The organism is Gottfriedia luciferensis, from assembly GCF_002156865.1.
In the GTDB taxonomy this organism is placed as follows: domain Bacteria; phylum Bacillota; class Bacilli; order Bacillales; family Bacillaceae_G; genus Gottfriedia; species Gottfriedia luciferensis.
This window is the reverse complement of record NZ_NCTA01000009.1, coordinates 68,013-91,579: the sequence shown is the minus strand read 5'-3', so window position 1 is coordinate 91,579 and position 23,567 is coordinate 68,013. Positions and strand designations below refer to the sequence as shown.

Sequence of the window (23,567 nt, the reverse complement as noted above, 5' to 3'; positions counted from 1 at the left end):
AATTAACGATTTGCGGGGGTATTTTCATGAAGAAACAAACATCAATCATTGCACTCTCAATTGCAACAAGCTTAATGATGACTGGTTGCGGACAAAAAGCCGAAGAAGCTAGCAATGTAAAAAAAGAAACAAAAGTTGAAGCAAAAATAAACTTAGATGCTGAGATTAATAGTTATAGAGATTTTGTAGTATCACAAACTGAAGAATTCGTATCAAGCACTCAAAAATTCGTTGATGCAATTAACGCAGGTAATATAGATGAAGCAAAACGCTTATATCCAATTAGTCGTTCATATTACGAAAGAATCGAGCCAGTTGCAGAATCCTTTGGTGACTTAGATCCAAAAATTGATGCGCGTGAAGGCGATGTACCAGCTAATGAATGGACTGGTTTCCATAAAATTGAACAAGTACTTTGGGTTCAAAATACAACAAAAGGTCTTGAAAAATATACAGATCAACTAATGAAGGATGCTAACTATTTAAGAGCAAAAGTAGAGACAGCCGAAATTGATCCAGTATTATTTGTAACGGGTCCTGTGGAACTATTAAATGAAGTTTCATCTTCAAAAGTTACTGGTGAAGAAGAGCGATATTCTCATACTGATTTAGCCGATTTTGCTGCAAACGTGGAAGGTTCAGATAAAATTATTCAATTATTAAATGATAAATTAAAAGAAAAAGATGCTGATTTAGCTTCAACAATTCAAAAACGATTCAATGAATTAATGACATCTTTAAATACTTATAAAAAAGGTGATCAATACGTTGATTACAAACAGCTAAAAGAAGATGAAGTAAAAAAATTAGCACAACAAGTAGATGCATTAGCAGAGCCGATTTCTCAAGTTGGATCAGCATTAGGAGTTAAATAATATGAGTAAATTAGAAACAAATAAAGTTTCTAGGAGAGATGCACTTAAATTAATTGGAGTAGGTGGAGCAGGACTTCTTATCGGAGCAACAGGTATTGAAGCTGCAAGTGAAAAAGTATCCAATTTCTTTTCACCTTCAAGGGCTGATGCTAGCGAAATACTTCCATTTTATGGGAAACATCAACAAGGTATACTAACTCCTGCTCAAGATTTCATGTATTTGGCGTCATTTAACCTAGAAACTTCATTAAAAGCAGATGTCAAAAATTTATTTAAAAAATGGACTGAGGCGGCAGCTTTATTGAGCGAAGGAAAATCATTAGGGGATTCAGATTTTCCTTCTTCTCCACCAATTGATACAGGAGAAGCAATCGGGCTTCAAGCAATGAAACTGACATTTACATTCGGAGTTGGTCCAACTTTTTTTGATAAATTATCGATTCAATCGATTAAACCATCTCAATTAAAAGATTTACCCCATTTCTCTGGTGATAATTTAAGCGATGAATGGAACGGTGGGGACATCGTGATTCAAGTTTGTGCAAACGATCAACAAGTTTCCTTTCATGGCTTAAGAAACTTGATTCGTATTGGCCGTGGAACTGTTAGTTTAAAGTGGATGCAACATGGATTCCAACGTTCTTCAAGTGCAGATCCATCAGGTAGTACACCAAGGAACTTAATGGGATTCAAAGACGGAACTGGAAATCCAGATACAAAAGATGAAAAAGAAATGAATAAACATATTTGGGTACAAAATGGTGATGGTCCCGCTTGGCTATCAGGCGGTTCTTATCTAGTTGCAAGACGTATTCGAATTCGTGTTGAGGAATGGGATCGCAGTTCTTTGCTAGATCAAGAACAAACATTTGGACGTCACAGAGCAACTGGTGCACCAATAGGTGAAATGGATGAATTTGCAAAAGTAGATATAAAGAAAACAGATGATAACGGGAAATTATTGATTCCTGCAGATTCACATGTTGCTTTAGCAAGAGGAAAAGGAAAAATAAAAATTTTAAGAAGATCTTATTCATATACGGACGGACTTGATATCAGAACGGGAAAACTAGATGCAGGCTTACTATTTGTTAGTTTCCAAAGAGACATAGAAAAACAATTTATTCCAATGCAAGATAAATTAGCAAAAATGGATTTATTGAACGAATATATTGAACATAATGGTAGTGCCGTTTTTGCATGCTTCCCTGGAGTTAAGAACGGAAGCTATATTGGTGAAGGATTACTCTAGGTGAATTGTATGAAAAAAATTAGTCTTTTAATAGTAAGCTTACTATTTTTTAGTTTAATCGTTAGTCCGTTCCATAAAACATTCGCTGAAACTGATGTACAAGAACAAGTACTTTCACATATTGGCAACTCATTAACAGAAGTTAAAAATGGTGAAAAAGATAAAGTGAAAACAGATTTAATCGCGATAAAAGATTTAATTAAAAATGAGAATAAAACGTCAAAATTAAATAAACTTGTCGATCAAGACATAAAGGATTTTGATCAAAATAATCTTATAACAGTAAAAACTGATATCCGTTCGATTGCTTTTGAAACTGAAAAGTGGATTGAGAATACAAATATTAAAAAAGATCTTTCACAGATTAATCTGACTAAACTAGTCTCTCATTTAAATAATGTTAAATCTTTCTCAAATGAATCAAAATGGGCCGAAGCAAAATCAGAGTATAAGCTTTTTGAAGCTGAGTGGTCTAAAGTAGAAAATGATATTAGAAGAGCTAACAGCGGATTTTATGGCTCAATCGAAGCGAATATGATTACTTCTAGATCAACTTTGTTTACTGAAAAACCTTCCATTACAAAAGTAAATGATTCTTTTAGTAAATTAATTGTTGTTTTGAATAATCCAAGTAGTGAATCAACGAAAGAGGTAAGCATTGAAAAAGCAATTAATCTAGTCAATCAAACAATTAATTTTGTAAAATCAAATGATTCAGAGAAAGCACAAATTACATTTAATGAATTTATTCAAGATTGGCCTTATGTAGAGGTAATGGTTCAATCAAATTCAATGGAACTATATAAAAAGATTGAAAATGATACATCGATTGCATTAACACAATTAACTGAAAAGCCTAAATCAGTGACAACTCTAAAAACTTTAAAACAAATCCAGAATAATTTAAACTTAGCTACGAAAAAAACATCTTATACGATGTTTGATGCAGGGACAATTGTATTTCGTGAAGGGTTAGAGGCTTTAATTATTATTTCTGCTTTACTAGCATTAGTGTCAAAAGGCCAGCAAGAATCAGCGCGTAAGTGGATTTTCGTTGGTGGTGCCTGTGGTATACTAGCTAGTTTAGTAGCAGGTTTATTATTCCAGTTCTTATTATCAAAAATCTCAGCTGGCATTAGTAATCAATTAATTGAAGGAGTCTCGGGTCTGATAGCTGTTATTTTTATGTTAACTGTTGGCTTATGGTTGCATAAACAATCTCGTCAACAAGAATATGGAAATAAGATGAAAGATAAAGCGAAAGCAGCGATTGCAGGTGGAGGAATCCTTTCATTAAGTTTACTTTCATTTTTTGCAGTTTTTAGAGAAGGTGCCGAAACAGTTGTTTTTTATATTGGTATGAGTTCTTCAATAACAACGAAAGAATTGGTTACTGGATTTGCAGGTGGAATCATTTTGCTTGTAATAATTGGAATCTTTATCCTAAAAGGTAGTAAAATCATTCCTTTAAAACCATTTTTCACAATTGCAAGTTTATGTATTTATTACTTAACGTTTAAATTCATTGGTCAAAGTATTCATGCATTACAAGGAATCGGCTATTTGCCTGATCATATGAGTACGATTTTTCCAACAGTCCCTAAATTAGGAATCTATCCATCCCTAGAGAGTATCATTCCACAAATCATTTTATTACTATTTGTAATTTGGTTATTTGTTGGAACGAGAATTATTAACCATAATAAATCAGTTGCAGCTTAAAATGGTTGAAATTACAGACATAATTGTCATTTGTATCGACAATTAGTGTCTGTTTTTTTATATTAGAAAGTATTAATTGGAAGAGGTGTAGAAATAGGATATAGTTGCCAATTTTAGGGTAGTTAAAATAATGGAAAATTTTGAGCTAAAATATTTAAAAATTCTTTTAAAAGAGATAAGATAAGGTTAAAGAATTATGAGGGTTTTACATAATAACATTATGTAAACTAGGCAATGTAAGGAGGATTTAATATGATTCAAAAAGCTACGTTTGCAGGCGGTTGTTTTTGGTGTATGGTAACACCGTTTGAGGATTTACCTGGTATACATGGTATCGTTTCAGGTTATATGGGTGGGGAGTTAGAAAATCCTACATATGAAGAAGTTAAAAAGGGAACTACAGGTCATTATGAAGTTGTTCAAATCACGTTTGATGATGAATTATTCTCATACAAAAAATTATTAGAATTATTTTGGCCTCAAATCGACCCAACAGATCCAGATGGACAATTTCAAGATAGAGGTTCACAATACCGAGCTGCAATCTTTGTTCATAATGAATCCCAGCTTAATGAAGCAATAGAATCAAAACAAAAGTTAATGGAAAGCAAGATTTTCAAGAAACCAATTGTAACCGAAATTATCCAAGCATCTACATTTTATGAGGCTGAAGAATATCACCAAGACTATCATAAAAAAAATCCAAAACACTATAAAGAAGATCGAGCTATGTCTGGAAGAGACGAATTTATAGAAGAGAATTGGAAGAAGTAGGCGAGATAGAATAGAAGCTCCATAAGAGCTTCTATTATTTTTAAACAGAAGAAGTGAAGGGCAGCAAAGGCATCAGAGATATGAATACGACCATAAACTGTCTATCCTTACTCTTGCTTTAGAACGGAGGTATAATATGGAAACAAATCGGAGGTTGGTGACGATTGGTTTGTTGGTAGCTGTTACATTGTCTGCAATTGAAGGGACAATTATTACGACGGCTAGCCCAACCATTACGACAGAATTATCAGGTGTTAAGTTAATGAGTTGGATTTTTGCAGCTTATATGTTGGCGATGACGGTTACAACACCGATCTATGGGAAACTATCTGACTTATATGGTCGCAAAAATCTATTAATGTTTGGCATCATTTTATTTATATTAGGTTCAGTATTATGTGGTTTTTCGCAAAATATGGGACAATTAATTTTATTTCGTACAATTCAAGGTCTTGGTGCAGGAGCTGCATTACCTTTAACGATGACAGTTATAAGTGATTTATATCCATACCAAGAAAGGGCTAAAGTACAAGGGTATATTAGTGCTGTATGGGCAGTTTCAAGTGTGATTGGACCACTAGTTGGAGGATTTTTTGTAGACTTCATTTCTTGGCGTTATATCTTTTTTATTAATTTTCCATTCGGGATTATCTCTACAGTTCTATTTTGGAAATATTATCACCAAAAAATTGAACGTAAAAATACAATTTCGATTGATTATTTAGGATCCATTCTATTTATCTTAAGTACTTTGTCAGCTTTATATGCTTTAGTTGTAGGGGGAGAGCAACATAACTGGACTTCTCCAAACTTATTATTTTTATTTGCATTTGCTATCATTTTATTTGGATTATTTCTTTATTTTGAAACAAGAGCAAAGGAACCATTATTACCACTTTCTCTGTTCAAAATTCGTAATTTAGTCGTAACATATGCAGCAATGTTTATTGCACATGCACTTCTAATTTCCATCGAAGTCTATTTACCAGTTTATAATCAAAGTGTGTTTGGACTAAGTGCGACAGAGTCAGGATTAATGTTAATTCCACTTTCATTCGCTTGGACATTAGGCTCATTTTTATCTGGTCGATTTATAAAGAAAATGAAAGCAAAAAGTATAATCATGATCGGTACTTTTTTATGTATAATCGGAGCATTAGGAATGAATTTTTTCCACGGTTCGAAAATATTAATATATCCATTTAATGCATTTTTAGGACTTGGCTTTGGATTATCGTTTCCGATTTATATGATTTTAATTTCTTCAGCAGTAGAAATGAATCAAAGGGGTATAGCTATTGCTGCAAATTCTTTTTTAAATACTTTTTCTCAGACAATTTCGGTAGCGGTGTTAGGAACGATCTTTACAATTAAGGCATCTGAAGTATTGAATGGCCATAAATTAGTTCTTAACGCTCAAAATCAAATGAATCACATGTCTAATGTAAAGGCAGTAACAGCTGGTTTTGAAATCATTACTTTATTTATGGCAGTCTTTAGTATCATTACGTTTATTTTCGTATTATTTTTGCCGTCCGAACAATCTGAAGAAAAAAAGGTAGAAATAGCACATTAAATTAATATAGAGAGCTGGGAGAGAATGAACAACACACTTAAAGGGGTTATGTACGGTGTTCTAGCATACGTGGTATGGGGAGTATTACCGATCTATTGGAAACTAATTCAAGATATTTCACCTTTTGAAATATTAACACATCGTATTATCTGGTCTTTTGTAACTTTACTACTTTTCATTCTTCTTACAAAAAAATTAAAGCAATTTAAAGTGACTTGGAATCAAATTGTAAGTAATAAGAAGGTTTTAGTTTCAATGATTGTGATTTCACTATTAATTAGTTCCAATTGGTTAATTTATATTTGGGCTGTCAATTCAAATCATATTCTTGATGCGAGTTTAGGCTATTATATTAATCCTTTAGTTAGTATTATTTTAGGTGTTTTAGTATTAAAAGAAACATTATCGATTTGGCAAATTGTATCAGTTTGTTTAGCTGCAATCGGAGTAGGGTATTTAACAATCATGTCAGGTACATTACCAATTATCGCAATCCTTTTATCGTTAACATTTGCTTTTTATGGATTATTGAAGAAGATTCTTAAAATCGATGCTTTTTTAAGCCTTACAATTGAAACATTATTAATTTTCCCTGTTGCTTTGTTATATTTTGGTTTTCTATCATATAAAGGCCAAGCGGGACTTATACAAAGTGCTCCGATTGAGCAGATGTTAATTGTAGGTGCAGGTTTAGTAACGATCATTCCATTGTTATTTTTTGGAAAAGCAGCACAATTAATTCCGTATACTTATGTTGGATTTTTACAGTTCATATCACCCACGATTAGTTTAATGATAGGGGTTTTATTATACGATGAAAGTTTTACAAAGAAGGATTTTGTATCATTTTCATTTATTTGGGTAGCTTGTATTGTATTTGCTTTGTCAGCTACACCGTTTATGAAATCAATTGAACAAAAACTTAAAAAGCGAAATAAAAAGCAATCAATATCTGCTTAATAATATAATCTGTAGCTTTGGAAGGAGTAACAATGGCTGTAAGTAAAACGAATGCAATGAGAATTTTAGATTCAAAAAAAATTAGTTATACAACTTTAAATTATGATTCAAATGATGGTAAGATTGATGGTGTTTCTGTAGCAAACAAAATTAATAAAGATCCACAATTCGTTTATAAAACACTTGTGTCGATCAGTCAATCTAAAGCGGTTTATGTATTTGTCATACCAGTTGAAAAAGAACTGGATTTAAAATTAGCGGCAAAGGCAGCTGGAGAAAAGAAAGTAGATTTACTACCAGTAAAGGATCTTTTAGCTAATACTGGTTATGTTCGAGGTGGTTGTTCACCGATTGGAATGAAGAAGCAATATCCTACTTTTATTGAGGAATCTGTTAATAATATAGAAGAGATTATTGTTAGTGGAGGCAAAATAGGTATACAAATTCAATTGAATGTAAATGATTTAATACAAACAACTCGTAGTAAAATAGCAAAAATTTCAAAATAACCGAGTGTATGAGGGATCAAATGGCAGGGTATTTTATTTTATATTTAGTAATTGTAAACATTTTCTCATTTGTAATAATGGGTGTCGATAAATCTAAGGCAAAAAGAAAAGCGTGGAGAATTCCAGAACGCATTTTATTTTTGTTGGCTATAATCGGAGGTTCGATTGGTTCTATTTTGGGAATGTATTATTTTAGACATAAAACAAAGCATCCAAAATTTGTTTTCGGTTATTGGATTATCTTATTTATCCAATTTGTGTTCTATTTTTTCTTCTTATAAATAGGAAGGATAGACTTTCTTTAATTGTATAAAATATTTTTATGACAATTGAAGGAGGCGAAAAGAATGGGACGAGGTAATGGCGGAAAATCAAATAATTCAGGTAAAAGACAACCGAATTATGAAGATAAATCAAATTTATCTGAATCAAAAAAAGCACAAAAGTAAATCAGTTAGCCTGTTATCACTTTGGTGATACAGGCTTTCTTATTGGAAGTGGGGAACTAATATATGGTAAATGAATGGTATTCAAGAATTAAAGGTTTAGGGATCGATGAAGTTTCAAATGAAAATATGACAATTTATTTTATTAAAGAAGAAGATTTAAACGAAGCTAAAAAAGACTTAAGTAAAAAAATACAATGGAATGACAATTGGTTAATCATTGGTTTCGACGATGAAACGGATGATGTCATTTTTATTAACGAGGAATCAGGAGAAGTTTGTACTGCCTATGAATTTGAACGAAAGTGGGAAGTTGTAACGCTTTTTCCAAGTGTGAATGAGTTTTTAGCTACATATGGGTATTGATTAGCAAATTTTCGTAAAGTAAGTTGAGTGATGTTCATTTCCACTACAGTATGCTCGCTTTCCATGGGGCGAAACCTGAGCCTCCTCGGCAAGCCTGCGGGGTCTTTAGCCTTTCCGCATTTCCCATAGGAGTCGATCATCCTTTCGTTCCAATCAACTTATACTTTAAATAAAAGTAATTATTAAAAAACGATTTAAAATATTCTTTAATAAAGACAAATTCAAAAAAATCGTTTTATAAGATTTCAATTCATTTTTCTAAAAACTAGTATGAGTTTGAAGGAGTTACAAATATCGCTCAATACATATTAATATTTATATTCATTAATAGAACATCAAAAATACAAAATTTAAATCAATAATGTTCAATAATGACCTTTTTTCATATTGACCGTTAACTATTTGAACACATTAAAAAGTATGAATTCGATTTGAATTCATACTTTTTATTTTAAATTGATAAATTTTGTTTATTCTCTAATTTGGCATTAGATTTTTTGTCCATATACAATAATCTAGCAAGAATTAAGAGTGAAATTGTACCAAAAATTAAAACCATATAGCGTAAACCTATTGTATCTAAAAATAATCCTGTCCCTAATAGCACGATTTGAAAAGTTACTCTGTCGTACATACTTCTAAATGAGAAAAGTCGACCATGATAAGCTTTGTCAATTGACGTTTGGAAAACAGTAGAACATACAGGGAAGAAGCAACCAACTGCAAATCCGAAAATGGCAAATGAGATCAGTGTCGTCCAATGATGATTTGCAAAAAATAGTGAAAGCTGAGCAAAAGCTACTAAAAATGTCGAACAGTATAATAATTGCGTATTAGTAAACTTTATCGTTAAACGTTTAATAACGAATGCCCCTATCATGAATGAGATTCCTTCAAATGTATAAATAAGTCCTTTAATAGAAGGATCATGTTGAATTTCACTAATTTCGATTACTATTAAATTAAATCCACCAAGAAATAGTACTGGGATTAGATTTAAGATAAATAAATTTAAGATTGTTGGATTTTTTCTTATAAGAGAGAATATTTCCCCAAAACCTTTATTAGATTTAGATTTTTTTGTTTTTTCTACTTTAATTGTTTTTATCGTTGATTCTTCAATTCGTAAAAAGAATGTCATAATTAATAAAAATGCATATGCTAGCATGCTCATTCCATATACGTTTGTTAGACTAGTTGATACAACTAAAATTCCACCTATTGATGTACCAGCTATTCTTGAAATGGTAGAAATATTCATATGAATCCCATTTAATGTCAATAACTGTTCGTTTTTCACAATCATGGGGATCACAGATTGAAGGGCTGGAAAGTAAAAAGCAGCAGAAATTTGCAACATAATTAAAAATAAGACCATGAACGGTATACTTTCATATTGGATTGCAAAAAACATAAGGATTACACTTAAAGTACGACCTAAACCACTAATTAATAAAATCTTTTTCTTTGAATATTGATCAATCAAACGCCCAGCCAATGGACCAACAATAACTCCTGCTAATAAACCGAAAAAAAGAATTAACGATTTAAAGAAATCAGAAGGAACATGTTTTTGCATAAATTCTAAATTTCCAATTATTCCGAACCAGAGACCTATACCAGCTCCAAATTCACCGATTAAAACGATCCACACGTTTCGGTTTTTCAACATAAAAATTTCTCCCCATCTCCCCATAATATAATTCGACAAAATCTATTATCTCATCAATAGAAAAAAAAGACTATGTAAAATCGATGGATAAAATAAAAAAGTAGAAGCGAATGCTCCTACTTAAGTTAGAATAATTTGATATTAAGATGAATTAAGCATTTACCTGAGAATGAAACATACTTTTTAACGAATTTACTGCTTCATTTAATTGGGTTGAAGTTTCAAATGTAGCCTGTGCTTGCTGAGCACCGCCACCTCCTTTTCCTTCGACCTGTTTTAGTAAATTCTTAATCAGTTCACCACAGTGTACATCATTTTTAAGTTGATTTATTAATAACAATTTATTCTCTTTTTCAGTTGAAAAAGCAAGTAATGATGGCTTTTTAGCCTGAATGGACTTTGCGAGTAATTGTAAGTCTTTTACTGATTCTTCTTTAAAGGATTTAATAATAAGATCATTCGATGCATTTAATAGTAACTCGTTAGAAATTGAGTCAAAAATCGTTTCTTTCATTTTCTCGATTTCTTTTTGCGCTTCTTTTAATTCATTAATAGATTGCTCGACTTTATCTATTAACATTTCAGTATGTGAGTTAAATAATTGATTAATACTTGTTACTGTTTTACTAGTCTTCTGAATTTCTTCTAATGCTCTATAGCCACATTTAAAATGAAGACGTGTAGTTTGTCTAACTTTTTCTGTTTTTATTAATTTTATTAAGCCAATTTCACCAGTTTGCTTTACGTGTGTACCACAACATGCAGATACATCTGTATGTAAAATGTCAACAATTCTTATATTATCTTCAACTTTAGGTAATTTACGAAGCTGAAGTGCATGTAATTCAGCTTTATTTACAAAATAGGTTTTAACTTCAATATTAGCAAGAATCTTTTCATAAACCGATCGTTCAATATGAATTAACTGTTCATTCGAAAGAGAGGGTGTATCTATATCTATCGTAACTGTCTCTTTTCCTAAATGGAAACTAACTGTAGGGATATCAAATAATTCAATAATCGTTGCTGAAAGTAAATGTTGACCACTATGGTGCTGCATATGATCAATTCTTCGTTCCCAATCTATTTCACAATTTACTTGCGTATTTGTTGGTTTTTCCTTTAAGACATGAATAACTTCATCATGATCTTCAATTAAATCAATAATTTTAATTCCATCAATTGTACCAAAATCAGACGGTTGACCACCACCTTCAGGATAAAAGGCCGAATCCTCCAATTTAACATGATAAACTCCATCAACTTCACTTATATCAATAACACTAGTTGTCCAATTTTTTAAAGAAGGGTCCTCAAAATAAAGTTTATTTTTCATCTGTATACCTCTATATTTTTTATTTAATTGAGTTTGTTAAATATAATGGCTTTAAACGACAGTATAACTTAACAATCATTTTCTTAAATTATATAGAATCTAAATGAAAACGGAAAGATATAAGGCAGGAAAGGCAGGAAAGCAGGGAAGGCTGGGAAACATTAAGGGTAGGGTAGAGCAGGAAAAGGCAGGAAATAATTATGGGTGGGAATTATTAGGAGAAAATCTAAAATACGCTAAATTCTTTACTATCTTTTCCTTATTCCCTGCTTTTCCTTGTTCCTGCTCTTAAAAAAGCGAGCATCCTGAAATGGAAATCAACTTTCTTATTTAACTGAATAGTTTAGTTTTTATCTATTTGACAATTTAAACAATGGAATTTAGTATTTAGTTAATTACTTAAATACTTAATTTTTTACAGAGGTGTAAAATGTGAATGAATTATTTAAAGCATTATCTGATCCAACTCGGAGGAAAATTTTAGATTTATTAAAAGAACAAGATTTAACTGCAGGAGAAATTTCTGAACAATTCGATATGTCAAAACCCAGCATTTCACAACATCTTAAAATCTTAAAGGCAGCACAGCTCATCCTGGATGAAAAGAAAGGTCAATTTATTATTTATTCTTTAAATATGACTGTTTTCCAAGAAATAATTAGTTGGGCCTATAGTTTTAAAGAAAAGTAAGGAGAGGGGAATTAAGATGAAAAAGCATCTTATAGCGGTTTTATTATTTATTATTTCAATCGTTTTATGGAGTATAAATTATCAAGATCTGCCAGCTAAACTACCAGTTCATTGGGATATTTCAGGACATGTAAATAATTACGATTCGAAATTACAAACTTTTATCGAATTACATGTCATCATGCTATTCGTTTATTTGTTGCCTTTCATTACACCTAAAATTGATCCTAGAAAAGAGAATTATAAATATTTTCAAAGAAGCTTTTATTTGATGACGACTGGAATGCTTTTTCTATTCTTTTTAATTAATTTAAGTGTTTTATATTATGGTCTAGGTTATAACATTCAAATTGGATCACTTGTTTTTATCTTTATTGGGCTATTATTTATCCTACTTGGCAATTATCTGCCTCACGTTCGATCAAATTATTTTATTGGTGTGCGTACGCCTTGGACATTAAGTAGTGAATCAGTTTGGAGAAAAACACATCGTGTTAGTGGAAGACTATTTATGTTGATTGGGCTCTGTTTTCTATTTTTATACTTTATTCCGATTGCTTATAAAACTTACGTATTCATTCCTTTAATCATTTTGTTAGTAGGATTCCCTATCATTTACTCGTATTTTATTTTTAAAAAGGAAATGAAAATCTAAATAATCATTTCAAATTACTCAAAGTTATTGATTTTATGATAGAAAGATTTTAAATTCCTTAAAAAATATGGTATTGTAAGGAGTAGAGCAAAAGAGTTGGAGGAATAAAATGATTACAGTAAGCAATGTAAGTTTGCGTTTTGCGGACAGAAAATTATTTGATGATGTTAATATAAAGTTTACACCAGGTAACTGTTACGGTTTAATTGGTGCTAATGGTGCAGGTAAATCTACCTTTTTAAAAATTTTATCTGGTGAGATTGAGCCTTCTACTGGTGATGTTAGTATAACTCCAGGTGAGCGTTTAACAGTTTTAAAACAAAACCAATTTGAATATGAAGAGTTTGAAGTACTTCAAACTGTTATCATGGGTCATACTCGTCTTTTCGAAGTAATGAAAGAAAAAGATGCGATCTACATGAAAGAAGATTTCACTGAAGAAGACGGTATGAAAGCTGCTGAACTTGAAGGTGAGTTTGCTGAATTAAATGGTTGGGAAGCAGAATCAGAAGCAGCAATTTTATTAAAAGGTCTTGGAATTACAGAGGATTTACATTATAAAAAAATGGCTGAGTTACAAGCTGGTGAGAAGGTAAAAGTATTACTAGCACAAGCTTTATTTGGTCAACCTGATATTCTTTTACTAGATGAGCCTACGAATAACTTAGATATTAAAGCTGTTCAATGGTTAGAAAACTTCTTAATTAACTTTGAGAACACTGTTATCGTTGTATCGCATGACCGTCACTTCTTAAATCAAGTATGTACACATATGGCTGATTTAGATTTCGGTAAAATTCAACTTTATGTTGGTAACTATGATTTCTGGTATGAATCAAGTCAATTAGCTCAAAAGTTAATGTCTGATGCAAATAAGAAAAAAGAAGAAAAAATTAAAGAATTGCAAGGGTTTATTGCACGATTTAGCTCAAATGCTTCAAAAGCAAAACAAGCTACTTCACGTAAAAAACTTTTAGATAAAATTACACTTGATGATATTAGACCATCATCTCGCCGTTATCCATTCGTTGGATTTACGCCTGAGAGAGAAGTTGGAAATGATTTATTAACAGTTGAAGGCATCTCAAAAACTATTGATGGTGAAAAAGTATTAGATAATGTACGTTTTACAGTAAATAAAGGTGATAAAATTGCATTTGTTGGTAAAAATGACGTTGCAATTACAGCATTATTTAAAATTTTAATGGGTGAAATGGAACCAGATTCAGGTTCATTTAAATGGGGTGTTACAACATCTCAAGCATTTTTCCCAAAAGACAACTCTGAGTTCTTTGAAAAAAGCGATATGAACTTAATTGAATGGTTACGTCAGTTTTCTCCTCAAGATGAGTCTGAAAGTTTCCTACGTGGATTTTTAGGCCGTATGTTATTCTCTGGAGAAGAAGTAATGAAAAAAGCTTCTGTTCTTTCTGGGGGAGAAAAAGTTCGTTGTATGTTATCAAAAATGATGCTAAGCGGTGCAAACGTATTAGTATTAGATGATCCTACTAACCACTTAGACTTAGAGTCAATTACAGCATTAAATAATGGTATCATTGCATTTAAAGGCACGGCTTTATTCACATCTCATGACCATCAGTTCATTCAAACAATTGCGAACCGTATCATTGAAGTTACACCAAACGGTTTAGTTGATAAAGAATGTACTTACGATGAGTTTTTAGAGAATAGTGAGTTACAAAAGCAAGTTGAAGCTTTATATAAAATGTAATCTTTTATGAATAGAGGGCTAAGGAATATATTCCTTAGACATATTCCTTTTATTAAATTTAAACCACTAGTCATTTAGATTAGTGGTTTTTCTTCGTACTTTTAACTTGAATTCAGATTTGATAAACTAATAACAAATGGAGGCGATTTTATGTCAGATTTAAATAAAAACTCATTTTTTCAGAAATATTTAAAGAAAGCTTCGTCCTATTTAGGTAATAAAGAAAAATCTACTCAATTATTGAAAAAAGAAGCGCTCTTAGCTCCAAAGAAAAAGGGAGTACTAGGTGAAGCTTGGGAAAAAGTTAATTTATTTATTGATTTATTTAAAGCATATGTAAATGGAAGTTATAGAGATATTTCAACAAAATCAATTTTGACAGTGATTGGTGCTTTAATTTATTTTGTAAGTCCGATTGATGCAATACCAGATTTTATTATCGGTCTAGGTTTTTTAGATGATGCAACAATTCTGGCTTATACATTTAAACAATTAAATAAAGATATAGAGAAATATAAATTATGGAAAGAAAAGAATAATGCACAAATCATTATTGATGAAATTGAAACTTCCACAGAAGAAATTGATTTAAAAGATAAATAATTGAATGAGAATGTCGATAAAAGATGTGTGGTACTTTTGATACAACGAATATTAAAGCATGGGAAGGAAGTACAGTGTGTTATCAATTGGAGATACAGTCTATATCGAAGAAATTGTAGATGATCAAGTAAATTATTACAAATCAAGATTGGTTGATCTGCTTGACCATTCTATTCATTTAGATATTCCTATTAATGAAAATACAGGAAGAAACGCAGTTTTTATTAGGGAAACGAAATATAAGGTCTATTTTCTTTCAAAAAAATCAACTCTATATACTTGCCATCTAAACTATATCAGTTCACAAAAAAGTAATATACGAGTATTAGTATTTGAAAAACCTGATGAATCACAATTAGTGATTGAACAACGTAGAAAATTTTTCCGAATTGCGTCTTCTACAGAAATTAAGGTAATGCCTATGGAGGATGAATTTACTCCTTTTGAAACGTTAACACAGGATATTAGTGCTGGAGGAGTCGCAATTAATGTAAGCAACAAGATCTCTGTAAAAGTTGATCAGATTGTTCAGTTAAAAATTACTTTAAAATTTGGAACATCAATAGAGGAAGTCAATGCTGAATCAAAAATTGTAAGAATTCAAGAGTCTGAAATAGATGATAAAAAATTAATTTCATTAATGTTTACTGATTTAACTAGTCAATCTAGACAAAAAATTATTAAGTACACGTTAGATCAACAACGTGCTCATATACAATCGTTAAACTATGGAAAATAACAAAAAGGTTGCCATGTAACAAAGGGCAACCTTTTTTATTTTGGCCCTGTAAAAAGATTTGACCTTATTTTAATAATTTATATGCGTATCATCTTTCGTCCAAACGATGAAAGGATTTTCATCATCTTTGACATTAATCATTATTTGTTTACTAGGAATGGTTCGGTCTTCGTAAGGAATCGAAAGTTCTTTATAGATGTGTGCATCATCAAATCCAATCTTTGCTGCATCATCCTTTGTAAAAAAATAGTAAATGTTTGAGATTCTTGACCAATATGCTGCGCTTAAACACATTGGACATGGCTCACAGCTAGTATATAAAACGGCATCTTTTAGTGAAAAGCTTCCTATATTTTGGCACGCATTTCGTATCGCTTGTACTTCTGCATGAGCAGTTGGATCATTTAATGTTGTGACACCATTTACTCCTGCGCCTATTACTTTCCCATTTTGAACAATTATTGCTCCAAATGGACCGCCATTTTTATTTAGTAAATTTTCATAAGCTAGTCTTACACTTAGTTTTATATAATCAGTGTGTTTCAAGTTAACACCACCGTTCAATTAAAAGATAAAACAATTTATGTACACATTAGGAAAAATATGTCTAAAAGATTTGCAGGAAATGTCGAATGTTTTCATTACGAATTTAAAGGATAAAACATGTGTTCATTCGAATTAGTAAACGGTTACATAAATTTTTAAGGATGTGTTTCGAATGAATAATTTCGGAAATAATGTTCAATTGCAAGTATATGGAAGTGGAAAAAAAAGTGCAATTCCTGTTCGATACGAGGAATTAGAAATGTTAGCCAAAGAAAAATTGGATGAAGGTCCATTTTATTATATAGCAGGTGGGGCGGGTAGCGAGCGCTCGATGAATGAAAATAGATTAGCATTTGATAAATGGAAAATTGTTCCTAGGATGCTGAGAAATGTATCTGAACGCGGTATGAGTGTTAATTTATTCGGAAAAACATATCACTCACCAATCCTATTTGCGCCAATCGGGGTACAGTCAATTGCACATCCAGAAGGTGAGCTTGAAGCTGCTAAAGCTGCAGCAGAGTTAAAAATACCGTATATTACTAGTACAGCATCAACATACTCCTTAGAGAAAGTTTCAAATGTAATTGGTGATAATCCGAAATGGTATCAATTGTATTGCAGCAGTGATATGGAAATTGCTGCAAGTATGATGAAGCGGGCAGAAGCAAATGGATATGAAGCGATCGTTATTACACTCGATACTTCAATTATGGGGTGGAGAGAAAAAGATATCGAAAACGCCTATCTACCATTTCTACAAGGACAAGGTATTGGTAACTATATAGAGGATCCGGTTTTTCGTTCAAGATTAAATAAAACTCCTGAAGATGATCCGCAATCTGCTATTCTATTATGGACAAAACTTTTTGGGAATCCTTCACTAACATGGGACGATTTAGTGTATTTACGACAACAAACGAAATTGCCAATTTTACTAAAAGGAATTTTACATAAGGAAGATGCTAAACTTGCCCTCGAATATGGTATGGATGGAATAATTGTTTCCAATCATGGTGGCAGACAGGTAGATGGAACAATTAGTACGCTTGATGCATTAGAATGTATTTGTAGTGAATTCAAAGGTAAGTTTCCGATCTTAATGGATAGTGGGATTAGAAGAGGATCAGATGTATATAAAGCATTAGCAATTGGTGCTGATGCGGTTTTAATTGGAAGACCTTACATGTACGGATTAGCACTTGCAGGAAAAAACGGAGTTCTACAAGTAATGAGAAATATACTTGCGGATTTTGATCTTACAATGGCACTTTCCGGACAAAAATCAATAAGTGAATTGAATCCTACATTGTTAGTGAAAGAAATCGATCGAACATACCGATAAACACAATTAAAAACCTAATTAACATGATGTTAATTAGGTTTTTGTTTTGACGATGATAAGAGATTTATTAACTTCACATCTACATGCTTTTTTACATACTGTAATCTAAATGATTTAAGCAGCTTTTTGAACTTCAGAATGTTGTTTTACGAATATTTTTTCAATACAAGATCCGACCACAAAACCTATTATACCAGGGATTAACCAACCAAAACCTTTCGTTTGCATTGGCACAAATGATAATAAATGATTTAGGCTATTATTTAAAAAAGTTGAATTGATTATTTCAATTAAACTAAAAAGCCCTACAAATATAATTGTAACGAGATAGACCGGTTTGTTATTATACGGTAGTTTATCGTGTAAAAGTCCGAGTGCAATTAAAGCAATTGCCATAGGATATAAAAGTCCTAAAATTGGAACAGATACTTTTAAAATTTGAGATAGACCTAAATTAGCAACGAAACCGCTGATGATACAAAGTAAAATTGCCCATTTTTTGTATGATAATTTTGGGGAAATGCTGTTAAAGTACTGTGAGCATGAAGTAATTAATCCAATGCAAACACTTAAACAAGCTAATGTAAAGATAAGTCCTAAAACGATTGTTCCACCATTACCAAATAATTGCTGTAAAACTGTTGTTAATACGATCGCGCCATTTTCAACTTGACCGGTAATTGATGCCGATGCACCTAAATAACCAATTATTAAATAGGTCATTGAAAGTAATAAGCCACAAATAATTCCAAAGATTACTAAGTATTTAATTTGTAATTTCTGATTTGTTACGTTTAATCGTTGGAAAATATTAATGAACACTATCCCATAAATTAAGGCGCAAATTGCATCCATAGTTTGATAACCATCTAAAAATCCTTGTGAAATTGGATTAGATTTGTAAGTTAAAGAAGCAGCTTTAAAACTTGATAAATCTGTAAATAAAGCTTTAATAAAAACGATTAAGATTAAAATAAGTAATGCTGGAGTTAAAATTTTTCCAAATCTGTCAACTAATTTAGAAGGTGACTTAGCAAACCAATAGACGATACTGAAAAATACAATTGTGTATAGAATTAGCCCAATTGGTGATGATGCTAATGATTCTGATAAAAATGGTTTAACACCCATTTCAAACGCTAGACTACCAGCACGTGGAATCGCTAGGCCTGGTCCAATTGATAAATAAATTGCCATTGGAAATAATAGCGCAAAAATTGGGTGAACTCTTCTTACCAACGTATCAAATGAACCGGATTTTGCAATTGCGATAAAAGCTAAAATTGCAAGACCAGCATCTGAAATAATAAAGCCGATAATTGCTTGCCAAACGTTTTCACCAGCAGCTTGTCCTAAAAACGCTGGGAAAATTAGGTTTCCTGCTCCAAATAACATTGAAAAAAGCATAAAACCAATAAACATAATTTCTTTTTTTGTTAAAGTATTCAAATAATTCACCTCAAGCATAAGTTGCAAATTTAAAAATGATTTTTTCATTCTAACAAAAAATAAATCTATTTACTACAAAAACTTAAAAAGTTCGAATAAGTTTCGAAAAATGATTAAAGATTATTCGAATGTCCTAATTATTTTAGGCATAAAGCATAACAAAACTTGTCCTCTAACTATATATATTTATAGATATTTTTAAATGGGAGGACAAAAATGATTCAATTCCAAGATGTATCATTTAAATATAAGAATGGGAAATATGCTGTTCAAGATTTATCATTTTCAATTCAAAAAAATGAATGTTTCGTATTGATTGGACCAAGTGGCTGTGGGAAAACGACGACGATTAAATTATTAAATCGATTAATCCAAGCAACAGATGGAGTTATTTTGTATGATGATAAAAATATTAAAAATTATGATCAGCACAAATTCAGAAGAGAAATCGGATATGTAATTCAACAAATTGCTTTATTTCCACATTTAAATGTTGAGGAAAATATTTCGATTGTTCCTGAATTAAAAAAATGGAATAAAACTCAAATCAAAGCACGAGTTGCAGAGCTGTTAGAATTAGTAAAATTAAATCCATTGGAATTTAGTAAAAGATCGATTTCAGAATTATCTGGTGGACAACAACAACGAGTAGGTGTCGCACGTGCTTTAGCAGGAGAGCCTAACTTAATCTTAATGGATGAACCTTTTAGTGCATTAGATCCAGTAACAAGAATAGAATTACAAAAAGATCTGAAAGTATTAAAAAATAAAATCAATAAAACAATACTTCTTGTTACACATGATTTAGACGAAGCATTTTTTTTAGGGGATCGAATTGGTATTATGCATGAAGGGGAACTAGTACAGATAGGTACTAAAAATGAACTTTTAAATAATCCAATCAATCAATTTGTAGAACAATTTCTTCAAAATTATCGTGAAAAAAACGTAGTCAAGGAGGGAATCTGAAATGATTTTCTCATCCTTTACAACTACGCTTGTCAATAGAAAGGAACAATTGCTTACTGCATTATTAGAACATATACAAATTTCAGTTTTTGCATTAATCATAGCGATTTTTTTAGCAGTTCCTACTGGGATTTATTTAACAAGAAAAAGAGTTTTATCGGAATATGTCATTGGTACAACAGCGATTATTCAAACCATTCCATCATTAGCACTACTAGGTATTTTGATTCCATTAGTAGGAATTGGAAAAGTACCAGCTGTTATTGCATTAAGTGTATATGCATTATTACCAATTCTACGTAATACATATACGGGATTAAAGGAAATTGATCCAATTTTACTTGAAGCTGCAACCGGGTTAGGTATGAATAATGTACAAAGACTTTTTAAGGTCGAATTACCATTGGCATTGCCCGTTATAATGGCAGGTATTCGTACATCAATGGTAATCATTGTAGGAACAGCAACAATTGCAGCTCTTATTGGTGCTGGAGGCTTAGGTAGCTTAATCTTACTTGGAATCGATCGAAACGATATGAATCTTATTATTTTAGGAGCTATTCCATCTGCATTATTAGCAATACTTTTTGATTTTATATTAAGAATAATCGAAAGGTCTAGTTTTAAAAGCTTCTCATTAAGAATTATTACATCTTGTTTTATCATATTAGTTTTATTATTTTCTCCATTAACAATTAAATCCTGGAATAAAACAGATATTGTAATAGCTGGAAAATTAGGAGCGGAACCAGAAATTATTATGAATATGTATAAATTAATGATTGAAAACGATACAAATTTAAAAGTTGAGGTTAAGCCGAACTTTGGTAAAACAACATTTGTATTTAATGCATTAAAAAAAGGTGATATTGATATTTATCCAGAATACACAGGTACTGCTGTATCGACCTTTTTAAAAGAAAAAGCAATAAGTAATAATGCAAATGAGGTATATGAACAAGCTAAAAAAGGTTTAGCAAAAAAATATCATTTAAGTTATTTGGAACCAATGAAATTTAATGACACTTACGCATTAGCTGTGCCTTTAAAAACCGCTAAACAATTTGGGATTGAATCAATTTCAGATGCAGCTAAATTTGAAAATCAACTAAAAGCTGGATTCACATTAGAATTTACAGATCGTGAGGATGGATATTTAGGACTGCAAAAATTATATGGTTTACATTTTCAAAATTTAAAAACGATGGAGCCTAAGTTAAGATATCAAGCCATTCAAACAGGGGACATCACAATTATCGACGCATACTCTACAGATAGTGAACTTCAAAGTTATGATATGAAAGTGCTAAAGGACGATAAAGAATTATTTCCACCATATCAATGTGCACCACTTTTGAGAAAAGATACACTTGAAAAGTATCCAAAAATTGAAAAAGTATTAAACAAATTAGAAGGCAAAATATCCGATGAAGAAATGAGAGAAATGAATTTTAAGGTGAATGTAGATGGGAAATCTGCAGAAAGTGTAGCAAAAGAATTTTTGAAAAAAGAAGGCTTATTAAAATAACTGAAACTTGTTGATTATTACTTTTTAGGCTAATTGAATTAAATCTTAAAAGACGATGTTTTTATGAATTTGTCTTTCAATCTGAATAATAATTTGTTCTAAGTAAAAGAAATTTCAATTGTTTTTTAATGAATACTTTTTTTGAAGAATAAGTTGATTGGAACGAAAGGATGCTCGACTCCTATGGGAAATGCGGAAAGGCTGAGACCCCGCAGGCTTGCCGAGGAGGCTCAGGTTTCGCCCCATGGAAAGCGAGTATCCTGTAGTGGAAATGAACATCACTCAACTTCCTTTGCGAAAATTTGGTCATTATTTGACAAGTTTATTTTTTAACAGAGAAAAGGGATGTTCGATTAGAACATCCCTTCATTTTGTATGATAGTAATGATGAAAGTAAAATAACATTTTAGGTAATATAATGTAGTCCACAAAAGACATTTATTAGATTAATATTATTATACAATAACAATATGCTATTTAATCATTATATGCTCCAGTTAGCATCTCACTCACAAAAGAATCATTTTCCCATTCTTCACTTGCGAAATCCACTGAATAATCCATTGCATATTTTTCATCTTTGATCTGAATGTCAAAATGATTACTCATTACCTTTAATACTTCATTGATTTCATTAACAGTCCCATTGATTTGTAAAGTAGCCATTTTTTCTCGCCTCCGATTTAATTTACAGAAAATTCTGTATAAAGTAACCCTATGATAATCCATTAAAAACAAAGTTTCAAGTGTAAAATTTTGTCGAAAAAATATTTTGGAAAAATGTAAAGGTTTTCATTGTTGATATATCAATATTTATACTAATTTTGAATAAATTATGAATTTAAAATTTTCAAAAAACTTATTGATTAATTACGTAGATTGGAATAAAGTAAGTACAAATATTTTAACTCTCGAGGAGGATTAGCCGTGACAGCCCAACAGATTTTTTTAAATGGTGAATTCGTTCAAAAGCAAGATGCTAAAGTATCTGTATATGATCATGGATATCTATATGGAGATGGAGTATTTGAAGGGATTCGCGTATATGATGGCAATGTATTCCGCTTAAAAGAACATTTAATTCGATTATATGAATCAGCGAAATCAATTCTACTTACTATTCCATATACTTTAGAAGAATTGACGCAGATTACAGTTGATACAGTTAATCGAAATAATTTACATAGTGGTTATATCCGACTCGTCGTTTCAAGAGGCGAAGGAAATCTTGGTTTAGACCCAGCATCATGTAAAAGAGCAAATGTAGTAGTCATTGCTGAACAGTTATCACTTTTCCCTCAGGAACTTTATGATAATGGAATGGAAATTGTTACAGTAGCTACTAGAAGAAATCGTAGTGATGTATTAAATCCACAAATTAAATCATTAAACTACTTAAATAATATATTAGTAAAAATTGAAGCTAAATTAGCAGGTGTTCAAGAAGCACTTATGCTAAATGATCAAGGCTTTGTAGCTGAGGGTTCAGGCGATAATGTTTTCTTAGTAAAAGGAAATAAATTAATTACGCCACCTAGCTCAGCAGGTGCCTTAGAAGGTATTACTAGAAATGCCATTATGGAATTAGGTGAATCATTAGGATTCGAAGTTCAAGAAAAATTATTTACAAGACATGATGTATATATTGCAGATGAGGTTTTCTTAACTGGAACAGCAGCTGAAGTAATTGGTGTTTCAAAAGTAGATGGCCGAGTAATTGGTGATGGGAAGCCAGGACCTCATACGCAACGCTTATTAAGCGCATTTCGTCAATTAGTTGTAGAAGATGGAGAAAAAATTTACGTAAAACAAGGGTGATATAT

23 protein-coding genes are annotated in these 23,567 nt (G+C 31.3%); 18 read left to right on the top strand and 5 right to left on the bottom strand.

Annotated elements, in window-relative coordinates; all coding sequences use genetic code 11:
- Positions 1–26 precede the first annotated feature (26 nt).
- From efeO to B7R67_RS09170, 9 genes are all read left to right on the top strand, one after another.
- Positions 27–875, top strand: a complete 849-nt coding sequence (efeO, locus tag B7R67_RS09210) for an iron uptake system protein EfeO (RefSeq protein WP_088069697.1) — start codon at positions 27–29, stop codon at positions 873–875.
- 1 nt (position 876) lies between these two features.
- Complete coding sequence (gene efeB, locus B7R67_RS09205; protein WP_088069695.1) at positions 877–2,127, top strand: iron uptake transporter deferrochelatase/peroxidase subunit; 1,251 nt, start codon at positions 877–879, stop codon at positions 2,125–2,127.
- A 9-nt stretch (positions 2,128–2,136) separates the two neighbouring features.
- Positions 2,137–3,849, top strand: a complete 1,713-nt coding sequence (locus B7R67_RS09200; protein ID WP_088069693.1) for an FTR1 family iron permease — start codon at positions 2,137–2,139, stop codon at positions 3,847–3,849.
- 255 nt (positions 3,850–4,104) lie between these two features.
- On the top strand, positions 4,105–4,623 hold the full coding sequence (msrA, locus tag B7R67_RS09195; protein WP_088069736.1) for a peptide-methionine (S)-S-oxide reductase MsrA: 519 nt from the start codon (positions 4,105–4,107) through the stop codon (positions 4,621–4,623).
- Positions 4,624–4,759: 136 nt separating this feature from the next.
- The gene (locus tag B7R67_RS09190; protein ID WP_088069691.1) at positions 4,760–6,199 is read left to right on the top strand and encodes an MDR family MFS transporter; all 1,440 of its coding nucleotides are present in this window, start codon (positions 4,760–4,762) and stop codon (positions 6,197–6,199) included.
- A gap of 24 nt (positions 6,200–6,223) precedes the next feature.
- Positions 6,224–7,159 (top strand): EamA family transporter RarD, encoded by a 936-nt coding sequence (gene rarD, locus B7R67_RS09185; protein WP_088069689.1) that lies wholly within the window; start codon positions 6,224–6,226, stop codon positions 7,157–7,159.
- A 32-nt stretch (positions 7,160–7,191) separates the two neighbouring features.
- The gene (gene ybaK / locus B7R67_RS09180; protein ID WP_088069687.1) at positions 7,192–7,668 is read left to right on the top strand and encodes a Cys-tRNA(Pro) deacylase; all 477 of its coding nucleotides are present in this window, start codon (positions 7,192–7,194) and stop codon (positions 7,666–7,668) included.
- A gap of 20 nt (positions 7,669–7,688) precedes the next feature.
- Entirely contained in the window at positions 7,689–7,949 is a 261-nt protein-coding gene (locus B7R67_RS09175; RefSeq protein ID WP_088069685.1) for a DUF1294 domain-containing protein, read from the top strand.
- A gap of 231 nt (positions 7,950–8,180) precedes the next feature.
- The gene (locus B7R67_RS09170) at positions 8,181–8,480 is read left to right on the top strand and encodes an SMI1/KNR4 family protein (RefSeq protein ID WP_088069683.1); all 300 of its coding nucleotides are present in this window, start codon (positions 8,181–8,183) and stop codon (positions 8,478–8,480) included.
- Positions 8,481–8,931: 451 nt separating this feature from the next.
- Here the strand turns inward: B7R67_RS09170 and B7R67_RS09165 are convergent, their stop codons facing one another.
- Positions 8,932–10,152: an MFS transporter gene (locus B7R67_RS09165; RefSeq protein WP_088069681.1), complete on the bottom strand. Its 1,221-nt coding sequence runs from the start codon at positions 10,150–10,152 to the stop codon at positions 8,932–8,934.
- 151 nt (positions 10,153–10,303) lie between these two features.
- Positions 10,304–11,488, bottom strand: a complete 1,185-nt coding sequence (locus B7R67_RS09160) for an alanyl-tRNA editing protein (protein WP_088069679.1) — start codon at positions 11,486–11,488, stop codon at positions 10,304–10,306.
- A gap of 432 nt (positions 11,489–11,920) precedes the next feature.
- Between B7R67_RS09160 and B7R67_RS09150 the strand changes: the two genes are divergently transcribed.
- From B7R67_RS09150 to B7R67_RS09130, 5 genes are all read left to right on the top strand, one after another.
- Complete coding sequence (locus B7R67_RS09150; protein WP_088069674.1) at positions 11,921–12,178, top strand: autorepressor SdpR family transcription factor; 258 nt, start codon at positions 11,921–11,923, stop codon at positions 12,176–12,178.
- A gap of 16 nt (positions 12,179–12,194) precedes the next feature.
- Positions 12,195–12,833, top strand: coding sequence for an SdpI family protein (locus B7R67_RS09145; RefSeq protein ID WP_088069673.1), 639 nt, complete (start codon positions 12,195–12,197; stop codon positions 12,831–12,833).
- A gap of 109 nt (positions 12,834–12,942) precedes the next feature.
- Complete coding sequence (locus tag B7R67_RS09140; protein WP_088069671.1) at positions 12,943–14,565, top strand: ABC-F family ATP-binding cassette domain-containing protein; 1,623 nt, start codon at positions 12,943–12,945, stop codon at positions 14,563–14,565.
- 150 nt (positions 14,566–14,715) lie between these two features.
- On the top strand, positions 14,716–15,168 hold the full coding sequence (locus tag B7R67_RS09135; protein WP_088069669.1) for a YkvA family protein: 453 nt from the start codon (positions 14,716–14,718) through the stop codon (positions 15,166–15,168).
- 76 nt (positions 15,169–15,244) lie between these two features.
- Positions 15,245–15,907: a flagellar brake protein gene (locus B7R67_RS09130; RefSeq protein ID WP_158095057.1), complete on the top strand. Its 663-nt coding sequence runs from the start codon at positions 15,245–15,247 to the stop codon at positions 15,905–15,907.
- A gap of 69 nt (positions 15,908–15,976) precedes the next feature.
- Here the strand turns inward: B7R67_RS09130 and B7R67_RS09125 are convergent, their stop codons facing one another.
- The gene (locus tag B7R67_RS09125; protein WP_088069665.1) at positions 15,977–16,453 is read right to left on the bottom strand and encodes a nucleoside deaminase; all 477 of its coding nucleotides are present in this window, start codon (positions 16,451–16,453) and stop codon (positions 15,977–15,979) included.
- Positions 16,454–16,625: 172 nt separating this feature from the next.
- On the opposite strand from B7R67_RS09125, the gene B7R67_RS09120 reads away from it, so the two are divergent.
- Positions 16,626–17,798 (top strand): alpha-hydroxy-acid oxidizing protein, encoded by a 1,173-nt coding sequence (locus B7R67_RS09120; protein WP_088069663.1) that lies wholly within the window; start codon positions 16,626–16,628, stop codon positions 17,796–17,798.
- Positions 17,799–17,912: 114 nt separating this feature from the next.
- On the opposite strand, the gene brnQ is transcribed toward B7R67_RS09120, so the two are convergent.
- Positions 17,913–19,247 carry a branched-chain amino acid transport system II carrier protein gene (gene brnQ, locus B7R67_RS09115; protein ID WP_088069661.1) on the bottom strand — a complete coding sequence of 445 codons (1,335 nt, stop codon included), beginning with the start codon at positions 19,245–19,247 and terminating at the stop codon, positions 17,913–17,915.
- 216 nt (positions 19,248–19,463) lie between these two features.
- Here brnQ and B7R67_RS09110 point away from each other — a divergent pair, with 216 nt between their 5' ends.
- On the top strand, positions 19,464–20,216 hold the full coding sequence (locus B7R67_RS09110) for an ABC transporter ATP-binding protein (RefSeq protein WP_088069659.1): 753 nt from the start codon (positions 19,464–19,466) through the stop codon (positions 20,214–20,216).
- 1 nt (position 20,217) lies between these two features.
- Entirely contained in the window at positions 20,218–21,744 is a 1,527-nt protein-coding gene (locus B7R67_RS09105; RefSeq protein ID WP_088069657.1) for an ABC transporter permease/substrate-binding protein, read from the top strand.
- 477 nt (positions 21,745–22,221) lie between these two features.
- Here the strand turns inward: B7R67_RS09105 and B7R67_RS09100 are convergent, their stop codons facing one another.
- Positions 22,222–22,410, bottom strand: a complete 189-nt coding sequence (locus tag B7R67_RS09100) for a hypothetical protein (protein WP_088069655.1) — start codon at positions 22,408–22,410, stop codon at positions 22,222–22,224.
- Positions 22,411–22,671: 261 nt separating this feature from the next.
- Here B7R67_RS09100 and ilvE point away from each other — a divergent pair, with 261 nt between their 5' ends.
- On the top strand, positions 22,672–23,562 hold the full coding sequence (gene ilvE, locus B7R67_RS09095; protein WP_088069653.1) for a branched-chain-amino-acid transaminase: 891 nt from the start codon (positions 22,672–22,674) through the stop codon (positions 23,560–23,562).
- The last annotated feature ends 5 nt before the right edge of the window (positions 23,563–23,567 follow it).

Excerpts from the sequence above, each read along its gene's own strand:
- efeO (WP_088069697.1), top strand. The coding sequence starts at position 27 with ATGAAGAAACAAACATCAATCATTGCACTCTCAATTGCAACAAGCTTA.
- B7R67_RS09165 (WP_088069681.1), bottom strand. The coding sequence starts at position 10,152 with ATGTTGAAAAACCGAAACGTGTGGATCGTTTTAATCGGTGAATTTGGA.
- B7R67_RS09145 (WP_088069673.1), top strand. The coding sequence starts at position 12,195 with ATGAAAAAGCATCTTATAGCGGTTTTATTATTTATTATTTCAATCGTT.
- efeB (WP_088069695.1), top strand. The coding sequence starts at position 877 with ATGAGTAAATTAGAAACAAATAAAGTTTCTAGGAGAGATGCACTTAAA.
- B7R67_RS09160 (WP_088069679.1), bottom strand. The coding sequence starts at position 11,488 with ATGAAAAATAAACTTTATTTTGAGGACCCTTCTTTAAAAAATTGGACA.
- B7R67_RS09110 (WP_088069659.1), top strand. The coding sequence starts at position 19,464 with ATGATTCAATTCCAAGATGTATCATTTAAATATAAGAATGGGAAATAT.
- B7R67_RS09105 (WP_088069657.1), top strand. The coding sequence starts at position 20,218 with ATGATTTTCTCATCCTTTACAACTACGCTTGTCAATAGAAAGGAACAA.
- B7R67_RS09100 (WP_088069655.1), bottom strand. The coding sequence starts at position 22,410 with ATGGCTACTTTACAAATCAATGGGACTGTTAATGAAATCAATGAAGTA.
- B7R67_RS09140 (WP_088069671.1), top strand. The coding sequence starts at position 12,943 with ATGATTACAGTAAGCAATGTAAGTTTGCGTTTTGCGGACAGAAAATTA.
- rarD (WP_088069689.1), top strand. The coding sequence starts at position 6,224 with ATGAACAACACACTTAAAGGGGTTATGTACGGTGTTCTAGCATACGTG.
- B7R67_RS09175 (WP_088069685.1), top strand. The coding sequence starts at position 7,689 with ATGGCAGGGTATTTTATTTTATATTTAGTAATTGTAAACATTTTCTCA.
- B7R67_RS09120 (WP_088069663.1), top strand. The coding sequence starts at position 16,626 with ATGAATAATTTCGGAAATAATGTTCAATTGCAAGTATATGGAAGTGGA.
- ybaK (WP_088069687.1), top strand. The coding sequence starts at position 7,192 with ATGGCTGTAAGTAAAACGAATGCAATGAGAATTTTAGATTCAAAAAAA.
- B7R67_RS09200 (WP_088069693.1), top strand. The coding sequence starts at position 2,137 with ATGAAAAAAATTAGTCTTTTAATAGTAAGCTTACTATTTTTTAGTTTA.
- B7R67_RS09135 (WP_088069669.1), top strand. The coding sequence starts at position 14,716 with ATGTCAGATTTAAATAAAAACTCATTTTTTCAGAAATATTTAAAGAAA.
- B7R67_RS09170 (WP_088069683.1), top strand. The coding sequence starts at position 8,181 with ATGGTAAATGAATGGTATTCAAGAATTAAAGGTTTAGGGATCGATGAA.
- B7R67_RS09190 (WP_088069691.1), top strand. The coding sequence starts at position 4,760 with ATGGAAACAAATCGGAGGTTGGTGACGATTGGTTTGTTGGTAGCTGTT.